At 62.1% G+C, this 10,837-nt stretch carries 7 protein-coding genes; 4 read left to right on the forward strand and 3 right to left on the reverse strand.

Translation table 11 applies throughout. The annotated features are described in order from the left end of the window. Positions 1-18: 18 nt before the first annotated feature. Positions 19-336: a transposase gene (locus G3480_RS22890; protein WP_164656429.1), complete on the reverse strand. Its 318-nt coding sequence runs from the start codon at positions 334-336 to the stop codon at positions 19-21. Positions 337-967: 631 nt separating this feature from the next. On the opposite strand from G3480_RS22890, the gene G3480_RS22895 reads away from it, so the two are divergent. Then, on the forward strand, positions 968-5,518 hold the full coding sequence (locus G3480_RS22895; RefSeq protein WP_164656431.1) for an EAL domain-containing protein: 4,551 nt from the start codon (positions 968-970) through the stop codon (positions 5,516-5,518). A gap of 131 nt (positions 5,519-5,649) precedes the next feature. Here G3480_RS22895 and blaOXA read toward each other — a convergent pair whose 3' ends face one another. Together blaOXA and G3480_RS22905 are read right to left on the reverse strand one after the other, a co-directional pair. Next, a complete protein-coding gene (blaOXA, locus tag G3480_RS22900) occupies positions 5,650-6,426 on the reverse strand; it encodes a class D beta-lactamase (protein WP_164656432.1) in 777 nt (258 codons plus the stop codon). Positions 6,427-6,894: 468 nt separating this feature from the next. Further along, a complete protein-coding gene (locus G3480_RS22905) occupies positions 6,895-7,266 on the reverse strand; it encodes a SpoIIAA family protein (RefSeq protein ID WP_164656433.1) in 372 nt (123 codons plus the stop codon). Between the two features lie 255 nt (positions 7,267-7,521). Here G3480_RS22905 and G3480_RS22910 point away from each other — a divergent pair, with 255 nt between their 5' ends. The 3 genes from G3480_RS22910 to G3480_RS22920 form a co-directional block, all read left to right on the forward strand. After that, positions 7,522-7,854, forward strand: coding sequence for a hypothetical protein (locus tag G3480_RS22910; RefSeq protein WP_164656434.1), 333 nt, complete (start codon positions 7,522-7,524; stop codon positions 7,852-7,854). 324 nt (positions 7,855-8,178) lie between these two features. Further along, complete coding sequence (locus G3480_RS22915) at positions 8,179-10,338, forward strand: winged helix-turn-helix domain-containing protein (RefSeq protein WP_164656435.1); 2,160 nt, start codon at positions 8,179-8,181, stop codon at positions 10,336-10,338. 219 nt (positions 10,339-10,557) lie between these two features. Further along, a partial coding sequence (locus tag G3480_RS22920; RefSeq protein ID WP_164656436.1) for a winged helix-turn-helix domain-containing protein occupies positions 10,558-10,837 on the forward strand: 280 nt, incomplete at its 3' end.

The following is a 10,837-nucleotide window of genomic DNA, read 5'->3' on the forward strand; positions in this document are numbered from 1 at the left end:
TCGCCAGCATCCCGACACCTACCTCGCGGCGCTCGAGGAAAAGCTCCTCAAGCTCAATTTGCCTCCATAGTTTTTTTTCAACCAATCCAGCTCAACCTGCAGACGCCCGATCTGCTGATAGAGCCGATCACGCTCGCCCTCGCGCTCGGCGGCTTCCCGCGCCACGGTGCGCCCGAATACCTCCGGTAAGGCGTCCACGGCCTGCTTCTTCCAGTCGTTGATCTGTTTCGGATGCACCCCGGACTCCGAGGCCAGCTCGCCGGCTGTTTGCTGTGCCTTGATCGCCGCCAAAGCCACTTTGGCCTTGAAGTCTTTGCTGTAGCGTTTGCGCGTCATCTCAACCCCTCCGCTTGTCTTCACTTTACGCTTAGAGGGCTGTCTCAAATTTCGGGTCCACTATAGACAGGGACGGCGATGCTTGGATGTCGGAACCATCCATAGGAGCGATGACGCCCGGTCATGCGGTCGAGCAAAGGGATGGCCCTACGCCGAGAGGACGCTGACCGTGACAACTCAGGCGATTTTTCTCAAAGCTCATACCCGCTGACGTACCTTGAGGCTAACCTTGCGTGTCGCACGTCAGACCTAGCGCTACAAGGCGAGACCTGACCCTCGACTCGGTCGAACAGGGCGCACTTGCGGTCGCAATGAAGAGCTTCAGAGCCAGCCGCAAAGCAGGCAGGCGTCGAAGCGCACCAATCCGAAATTAAGGGATTAATTTTAAACAATTCAAAGCCCTATGCGCCGAACACATGAAGTTCTTGGGGTCCTCATGTGCTTGGTGTCTTGCGATCACTTGTGTGAGTATAGATACTTGATATGCAGACTAGGGAATTACGGCCGCACCGTCGCTAACCGAGCGCCGCGGACGTGACGGGGCGACATCGTGCCTGGGCCGGCGTTGCTTCGCGGTGACGTGGCTCGGATAGATTCAATTAGGATCGATTCAATCAGGTTGGAGCATGGAATGAGCGACTCGCGCGAACCTCATCAGCCCGAAAGCGAATCAGCCCCGCAGCAAGAGCCAGACCTGCACTATATCGTTGGAATCGGCGCGTCGGCGGGTGGACTCGAGGCGCTGACCCTGCTCATCGGCGCGCTCCCGGCGGGGCTCAACTGCACCTTCGTCATCGCTCAGCATCTCTCGCCTAACTACCGCAGCATGCTGGTCCAGCTCATCGGCCGCGAGACGGATATGCCCGTCAAGGCCGTCGAGGACGGCGAGATTCCGCTGCCTGGCACGATCTACATCTCCCCACCCAAATGGAATCTGCTGCTGCGCGAGGGCCGTTTCGTCCTTGAGGAGCCGCGTCCGGATATCGGTCCGAGGCCATCGGTCAATCTGTTCCTCAAGTCGCTGGCGGAAACGAAGGGCGAGTCGGCGATGGGCGTGATCCTCTCAGGGACTGGCAGCGACGGTACCCTGGGGATGCGCGCCATCAAGGCCAACGGCGGCATCACGTTCGCCCAAGATCCGGGCTCGGCCAAGTATCCGGGCATGCCTCAGTCGGCGATCAATGCGGTGGAGGTGGATTACGTCCTGCCGCCGGCCAACATCGCCCATGAGATCAGTCTGCTCGTTCATCGGGTCGCCACCATGCCCTCCGCCTTCCCGGACGAGACGGATAGCCAACGCTTGACTCGGCTGCTGCTAGAGGTGCGCCGACGCACCAAGATCGACTTCAGCGGCTATAAGGAATCCACTCTCTGGCGGCGCGTGCGCCGACGCATGGCGACCCAGGGTGCCGAGGGTTTGGAAGCCTATGTGGAGTTTGCGACGGATCATCCGGAAGAACTCGAGCGGCTGGCCAAGGACATCCTGATCTCAGTGACGGCCTTTTTCCGCGATGCCGAGCCCTTTAGGCAGCTGGAGACGGCGCTCGCCAGACTGCTGGAGACGAAGCGCAAGGGCGCAGAGCTGCGAATCTGGGTGCCTGGCTGCGCCACCGGCGAGGAGGCCTACTCGATTGCCATCGTGCTCGCCGAGCTTTTGGGTCGGGATGGCCTGCGCGATCTGCGCATCCAGATCTTCGCGACCGACATCGACATGGAAGCGCTGACCTTGGCGCGGCGCGCTATGTTCCCGGTGGCGGCGCTCATCGACCTGCCCGAGACGCTGGTGTCGCGCTATTTCGAGCCCGTTGGCGATCAATATCAAATCGTCAAGGAGATTCGGGATCTGGTGGTCTTCGCCCGCCAGGATCTGGCACTCGACCCACCCTTTCTGCGGCTCGATCTGGTGTCCTGCCGCAACCTGCTGATCTATTTCGCCACTGACCTGCAGGCCAAGGTCCTCTCCGTTATGCACTATTCGCTGCGGACCGACGGGCTCCTCTTCCTCGGGCGCTCAGAGAACATCTCACAGCAGGATGCGCTGTTCGAGTCACTGGACGCCAAGGCGCGACTCTTTCGCCCCAAGGGCGGTGCGGCCAATCACGACGTCGCCAGGACCTTGCGGGGGCACCTCGGCGCCATTGTCGGCAAGCAAGCGGTGGAGCCGACCGAATCGGTCAACGGTCTGTTCAAGCAGTTGGCCTTCCAGGCCTATGTCCCACCTTCGGTCCTGCTGGATGACCGCCTCTATGTGATCCACACCCAGGGAGACCTGAGTCCTTACATCCAGCTGCCCGACGGGGCGCCGCGGCTGGAGTTCCCGAACATGCTGAGCAAGGAGCTGCGCACGGAGCTACTGACGCTGGTCCACTACTCACGCACCAAGCGTAAATCGGCCAAGGGACGTCAGCGGCGGGTGGCACCTGGCCGTGCCGGCCTGATCCGTCTGAGCGTCAACCCCCATCACCCCTACGAGCCCGACGAGATGTTTCTCGTCAGTTTCGAGCCTCAGACGCCACCGCGGCGAGCAGGCAGCCGATCCACGCACCTGGACATGGATATGCGGGTGCTGGAAGACGAGTTGATCGCGACGCGCGAGCACTTGCAGACCGTCATCCAGGAGTTGGAGACCAGCAACGAGGAGATGCAGGCGCTCAACGAGGAGGTTCAAGCCTCCAACGAAGAGCTCCAGGCGAGCAACGAGGAGCTCGAGGCCAGTAACGAGGAGCTGCAGGCCAGCAATGAGGAGTTGGTCACCGTCAACGAAGAGTTGATGGTCAAGTCCGCCGAACTCGCCGCCCTCAACGCAGACTTCGAAAGCGTCCAGAACAGCGTGGATTTCCCCTTGGTCGTGCTGGATACCCAGCTGCACCTGACCCGTTTCAATCGGGCCGCCGAGCGGGTCATGCAGCTGACCGCCAACTGCCATCACCGCCCCTTCAAGAACCTGCGGCTGCCGGCCGCATTCGCCGATTTGCCCGCTGAGGCGGAGCGTGTGCTACATGAAGGCGAGACCATCCATCGAACGCTCCAGAATGCGGACGCGGATTACCGCCTGCAGATCGTGCCCTATACGGATCACGCTGGAGAGTCGCGTGGCGTCGTCATCGGCCTCGCAGACCAGACCGAGACCGCACGCGCGGAACGCCAAGCGCTAGAGCTGCAGCGACGGCTGCTGGATGTGATGAATCAGGCCGCCTCAATGTTCGCGGTCAAGGATCAGACAGGCGCTTACGAGTTCGCCAATCAGCCCTTCTTGGACTTCTTCGGACTCACGCTCGCGCAGATCATCGGCCGCACGGACTACCAGATCTTCGATACCCAGCTGGCGGATCTGCTGCAGACCAAGGATCTCGAGGTCTTGCGCCGGCGCTGCGCCGTGGACAGCGAGGAGCAGGTCAGCATCGGGGACAGCATCCGCTATCTCAAAGTGACCCGCTTCCCGTTGGTAGACGGGGGCGGCAAGATGACCGCCATCTGCAGCCAAGCGCTGGATACCACGAGCCAGCACGCCGCGGAAGAGGGTCTGCGCCTGGCCGCCAGTGTCTTCAGGTTTGCGGGTGAAGGCATCTGTGTCACCGATCCCGAAGGGAAAATCCTATCGGTCAATGAGTCCTTCTCGCGGATCACGGGCTACCCTCCTGAGGCCGCAATTGGACACACGCCTGCGCTCCTGAGATCCGACCGTCACCCGCCGGAGTTCTACACGGAGATGTGGCGAACCCTGAATAGTCAGGGGATGTGGCAAGGCGAGATTTGGAATAAGTGCGCGGATGGCACCGTCATCCCAAAGTGGCTCACCATCAACGCGGTGCGGAACGACCAGGGCGCCCTGTGCAATTATGTCGGCATTTTCAGTGACATCAGTGCCATCAAGCAGTCCCACGAGCAGATCGAATATCTGGCGACCCATGATGAGCTGACCGGATTACCGAACCGCAACCTGTTCGACGACCGGGTTAAGCATGCGATTACCCGCGCCGGACGCAGTGGTGAGCGGCTCTATGTGCTGTTCGTCGACCTGGACAACTTCAAGCTCATCAATGACAACCTGGGCCATGCGGCAGGTGACGAGCTGCTGATCGAGGTCGCGGCACGCATGCGCGCATCACTGCGCGAGCAGGACACGGTGGCGCGCCTCGGCGGCGATGAGTTCATCCTCTTGGTCGAGGACAACAGCGCCGATCTGGTCTCCTTGACCGCCAAACGGCTTGTGGACGTCCTCTCAGCCTCTTTCCGCGTCCATGGACAAGACATCTTCGTCAGTGCCAGCGTGGGTGTGAGCGTTTACCCCGATGATGGCGCTGACAGCGAGACCTTGCTCAAGAATGCCGATACGGCGATGTATAAGGCCAAGGATCAAGGGAAGAACCAGCTCCAGTTCTTCTCGGTCGACATGAAGCTGCTAGCCGAGCGGCGCTTGACCATCGAGACCGGGATCCGGGTCGCACTCGCCAAGGGACAATTCGAGCTGGCCTATCAGCCCGAGGTCGATCTCGCGACCGGGCGAGTGGTCGGCGCGGAGGCCCTCATCCGCTGGGAATCCGACTTGCTCGGCAGCATTCCGCCCAGCCAGTTCATTCCCATCGCCGAACAGTCGGGACTGATCGTTGCTGTCAGCGAATGGGTGATCGAGCGGGTCTTCCACGACCTGCGGCAATGGCGCGAGCAGGGTCTCGAGCTGGTCCCGGTCTTCATCAACATCTCGCCGCTGCAATTCCGCACCGATCATTTGATCTCGTGCATCAAGGCGCAGGCCGCGCACCATGACTTGAGTCCTTCAAACGTGGGCGTCGAGATCACCGAAGGCGCCATCATGGATCGAAACGATGCGGTCCTGCAGGTGCTCGGCGACCTCAAGCGCCTCAATATCTCCATCTTCGTCGACGACTTCGGGACCGGTTATTCGTCCCTCACCTATCTGAAGCGCTATCCCATTGATGGTCTCAAGATCGACCAAAGCTTCGTGGACGGGATCGCCAATGAGACCGATGATCAGGCGATCGCCACGGCCGTGATCGGTATCGCTCGAGCCATGGGGATCAAGGTGGTCGCCGAGGGCGTCGAGACCATCCAACAGCGCGATGCCTTGATCAGCCGGGACTGCGAACTGGCGCAAGGGTTTCTGCTGCATCGGCCATTGTCCTTCGAGGCCTTTGGGGCGCTCCTGCCGCGCGTCGAATAGAGATCCTCGAGTTGCTGTCGGGCCTCGATCATCCTCTGGTCCAACAGTGACCGGGCATTGGACGACGCCCCCAGCAGGCGCCGCGCTGGCGCAACAGGCTCGGATGGCTCGACTGACGACGCGCCCCCTCTTCATTCGATGATGCCTTTGGCCTGCAGGGCGGCCCGCGTCAAGCGCTGCCGCAGCGGCAGATCCGCTGCCTCCGGGAGGTCGAGATTGATCGCGAACACCCAGGTATCGTCGCGCGTCTCGACGTATCCAAGATACCAGCCGATCGACGGGCTGGAGCGCGTCGACCATCCGGTCTTGGCGCGCAGCGTCCAGGCTGGGGTCTGCTCGACGACCATGATGGCGCGCAAGGTGTCATAGGCCTGCGCGCTGAAGGGGAGCGTCCGCTGTACCACCTGCTTGATGAAGTCGACCTGCTCGATTGCGCTCACCCGCAGCGATCCATCCAGCCAGAACTCGGTCAGTTCGAAGGGCTCGGAGAGCTCGCCATAGGCCGCCTGGCGAATCGCCTCGCGGTAGGGCGCAGCGCCCACCCGGCGCGCCAGGGCTTGATAACACCAGACGCAGGACACCTTGAAGGCGCTAGCGAGCGTCTGGTCCCGATTCCAGTCCGGGATGCTGTAGTGCTGGCCATCCCAAATGAAGCGGTCGTCGGCCCTGGTGATCGCCTTGGCCTCGAGGGCGATCAGGGTATTGAAGATCTTGAAGGTGGAGGCCGGGGAGAAGCGGTGCTGCGCACGTGCATCATCGTGGATGAAGGTCTCGCCGGTGCGCAGCGAAGACAGCACCAGCGTGCCTTCGCGATCAGCTTCAGCAAAGAGCGATGCGATGTCCGAGTCTTCGGCGAGGACGGGAAACGACAGCAGAACGGCGACCAGCGTGAGGAGCAGAGGATGCATGGTGGATACCCGAGCGAGCATGGTGGACAGATGGCAGGGACGGTGCTCGCCATCAGGATCGGCCCTGACCATCCGCACCCCTGGGAGGCAACGCCCGACACTCTAGCCGCTTGCGGCGGCGCGTCAATCGCGATCCGGCGAGGTGGAAGCGCCCTCGCCCGCCGACCAGTTATCGGCCAGCGGCGCCTTGATCATCGTTCCACCAGTCGCCTTCTTGTAGGGACGTGCCCCGAGCGGAGTCGAGGGGTGCAGCGCAGTCCACCAACAACGGCGCGGGATTCGGTGGACTTCGCTCTCGCTCGTCCACCCTACCGGTCCAAGAAAGTGTCCATCAACAGCTTCCACCCTTTCGCAAAGGGGGGGCCAGGGGGGATTTCGGGCGGGATCGCTCGCATCGGGAAAGAATTGATGGGCGCTCTCCAAGTGACGACCAAGGCTCCAGCGCAGCAGCATGGGCCGCGCTCGAAGCTAGCTGTCCGCCGCCAGCCAGGCTCCTGCCTCGCCACGCTGATCGCGGTCGAACGCCTTGATCTCGAGGCCAGGAAAGAGCTTCCCTTCGAACTCGCTCACTTGATGAATCCATGCCTTGTCGGTCAGGACGGCGGCACGATCGAATCGCTTCATCAGGCTCAGCATGGACGGCAGGCGAGAAAGCTCAAGCGCGATGGCTCCAAGGGAAGGCAGGTGGAAATCGACGACCTCGTACAACATCCGCCCCTTCTCGAGCCCCTCGGTCTCGCTGATGAGGGCGTCGAGCGCCACCTTCATGGCGTCCGCGTCGAGCTTGCCGCTCAGCTCGATGTCAATCCGCTTGGGTCCTCTTCTCTGCACTTGGAACATGCTCGCCTCCGTAATTCAGTCAAGGCTCCAGGTGGACTCGAACCGCCAATCGGGGACGCAGGCTTGTGATGGGGTAGCCTTCGCTCTGTGGCTGGAGGTCACCTGGAAAACACGACCGAAAGACGACGGTCGCCGTTTCGGCGGCTTTCAGTCCGGACTTCTCGACGGTTCGGCTCTAGAACGAAAGGTACCACAGCGGATCGACGCCCGGGTCGGCCCTGCGGGACCTTCAACGTTCCGGGAAAGAGCATCGTCATGATCAAACACCTACTCATCCTTGCGACTCTGCCCACTTCACTGACTGCCAATGCGGTTTGTATAAAGGATCAACCCGAGATCGGCGACATCGGGCCGAGTTCCGAGCGGGTCTGCGAGGCACTCGCGCGGCGCTTCCCCGAGGCCGCAATCGCGATCGAAGACCGCTCTATCCGCTCCCCGACTGCGGTCTCCGTGGATGCGTCGGTGGACGGCAAGCCGATCTCCTTGACCTATGTCTTGTCTGGCTACAGCTGGCAACTCGACGAGCCTGGCGCACGCATCGTCGATGTCCCGACCACGCCAGTTGGCCTGCCGGTCTTGGACCAATGAGGTCAGGCGCGCGAACCAGCGTGGAGTGGGCCATGCCCGGCCCCTCCGCGCGGGCGATCGACACGGTCACGAGGATCCCGGCCGGATTGACGCACAAAGGAACACTGTCCGCCCGCCTTCACGGCAGGATTCAGCGGCTTCGTCTGACCTATACTCGACAAACCGACGGACGCCCTCGAATTTCCGGATCGATCACGGGCTTCACCACATCGAAAGCTCGGCCGACATCCGCTGCAGGAACGCCGGAAGGCCGCACGCGCGCAGCCCCTGGCGACCGCGTGAACATGCATCCGAGTCGAAAGAGGTCTTTGCATCATCAACGCCATGGCGCCGAATCCGCCCACTGACGAGGTCGAACGCTCTCCCCATTTCATGGTCAGGGATTGGGTGGTTGCGTCCGATTGCGGGCAGCTCAGCCGTGCCGGGAGGATCGAGCGTGTCGAGCCCAAGGCGATGGAGGTGCTGGTCTACCTGGCCGCGCATCAGGGCGAGGTGGTGACCAGGGAGGAACTGGAGCAGAACGTCTGGCGCGGCGCTCTGGTGGGTTACGACGCGGTCACCAAGAGCGTGATCAAGCTCAGAAAGGCGTTCGGCGACCAGGCCAGAGAGCCGAGCATCATCGAGACCATCCCGAAGCGCGGCTACCGCCTGGTTGCGCCCGTCCGTTATCTGGACGCTGACGACGATCATCGCTCGACTGTGCCCGGCCTGAGTGAAGCTGAGTCCGCACCCGCCGAAAGAACGGGGACCAGCCTATTGAGCGCGCAGGCGCCTGCTGCTGCAGAAAAGCCCGACGCCACAGCAACCTCCGAATTCCAGGTCGGCGCTTGGACGGTACGTCCAACCAGTGACGCCTTGGTGCGCGACGGCAAGATCGTGCAGATCGAGCCAAAGGTCATGGCGCTTCTGGTGTGCCTGGCAGAGCGTCCCGGTCAGGTCATGAGTCGGGAGCAACTCTTCAATTCCTTGTGGTCTGGGGTCGACGTCGGTGACGACACCTTGACCCAGGTCGTCATCAAGCTCCGCAAGGCATTGGGCGACGATGCCAAGTCGCCCCGCTACCTGCAGATGATCCCGAAAAAGGGCTACCGGCTGACCGCGCCAGTCCAAGCTGCCCCGCCATCTGGATCTCAGGCTCAGACCATCGGAAAAGCCGGTACCCATGGGTTTAGATCCTCATGGCGTCTGATCGCGATCCTCGTCATCACGGTCGGCATCGGTTTGGTGGGGGCATGGGCTTTGCTGTTCTCCGGCCAAGCGCCACCCGATGTTCAGGCCGTCGCCACGAACTTGGCGTCAGGCTCGACCGATGGGCGCCCGACGATTTCAGTCCTGCCCTTTGAGACGGTCGGGGAGAAGTCCGGGGGCGCGGAGGACCAAACCAATCTTGCTCAGGGACTGACCCTCGACCTCATCACGGACCTCTCGAAACTCTCAGGTCTGTGGGTCATCGGTCCCCGTTCGATCTTGGGTCAAGCGCCTAGTGAGGGCGCCGCCGCACAAGCGCGCTACCTTGTGTTCGGGAACGTCCAGCGCAGGCCCGCCGAGGTCCGCATCTATGCCCGCCTCATCGATACGCAGACCGATCGACAGCTTTGGTCCGAGCGTTATCGGCAGCCGCCCAAGGAGCTGTTCGATGTGCAGGAACAGATCAGCCGGCAGATCGTGAAGGCCCTGTCGCTGAAAATCTCCGAGACCGAACACCGAAGACTCGCCCAACGATACACCCTCAATCTCGAAGCCTACGAGACCTTCCTACAGGGTCAATCGCTCTTGTTGGTGCGTCAGCGCGCGGAGAATGACCGGGCTCGCGAAGGCTATCGACGCGCGATTTCCTTGGATCCGAACTTCGGGCGAGCCTACGCCGGCCTCGCGCTCACCTACGCTGCGGATTACCGCAACCAGTGGACCGACGACCCTGCGGCTGCCTTGGAGCGGGCGCGGGAAATGGCGCAGACGGCGCTGCAGATCGACCCGGAAATTCCGGAGGTCTATTGGGTGTTGGCCTATGTGAGTGCGCAACAGCGCGATCACCCTAAGGCACTGAGCTTGCTGCAGAAGGCCATTTCAGTGGATCAGTCCTTTGCCGACGCCTATGCACTCATGGGTGGTATCCAAACCTATGTCGGGCGTCCAGCCGACTCGCTCGAGCTGCTGCGTGCGGCGATTCGTCTGAACCCGGACGCCGGGTACCTGTACTTTTTGCTCCTGGGGCGCGCCTATTTTTACCTCGGCGACTGGGAGCAGGCCCGGATCAACCTGAATGAAGCCCTGGTGCGTAACCCGAGCAACCTGGAGGCCCACGTCTATCTGATGGCCACCGCGGAGTCGTCGGGGGACCAGGACACGGCCGCCTGGGAGGCGGAAGAGGTCCAGGCTCTGAAGCCAGGGTTTGACCCACGCAGGTGGCTGGCAACCTATCCGATGACGGACGTGAAGCAGCAGGAGCAACTGCTTGCAGCGCTTTCGGCGGCAGGAATCTAAGAGCCACGGCGGAAAACACGATTTGTAGCACGCTGATTAACAAACGAAGGAAACTGACCGATGGCCAGCGCCTGTCCGTTGTCCGAACGCCGCTAGAGCCCCGGTCGACCCCGCGCAGTGCGGCAGTGACAGGCTGTGCAGGTAGGCGGCACGCGCGCAGCCCTCGCGACCGCGTGAACATGCATCCGAGTCGAAAGAGGTCTTTGCATCATCAACGCCATGGCGCCGAATCCACCCACTGACGAGGTCGAACGCTGCCCCCATTTCATGGTCAGGGATTGGGTGGTTGCGTCCGATTGCGGGCAGCTCAGCCGTGCCGGGAGGATCGAGCGTGTCGAGCCCAAGGCGATGGAGGTGCTGGTCTACCTGGCCGCGCATCAGGGCGAGGTAGTGACCAGGGAGGAACTGGAGCAGAACGTCTGGCGCGGCGCTCTGGTGGGTTACGACGCGGTCACCAAGAGCGTGATCAAGCTCAGAAAGGCGTTCGGCGACCAGGCCA

The organism is Thiorhodococcus mannitoliphagus (genome assembly GCF_010915725.1).
GTDB lineage: Bacteria > Pseudomonadota > Gammaproteobacteria > Chromatiales > Chromatiaceae > Thiorhodococcus > Thiorhodococcus mannitoliphagus.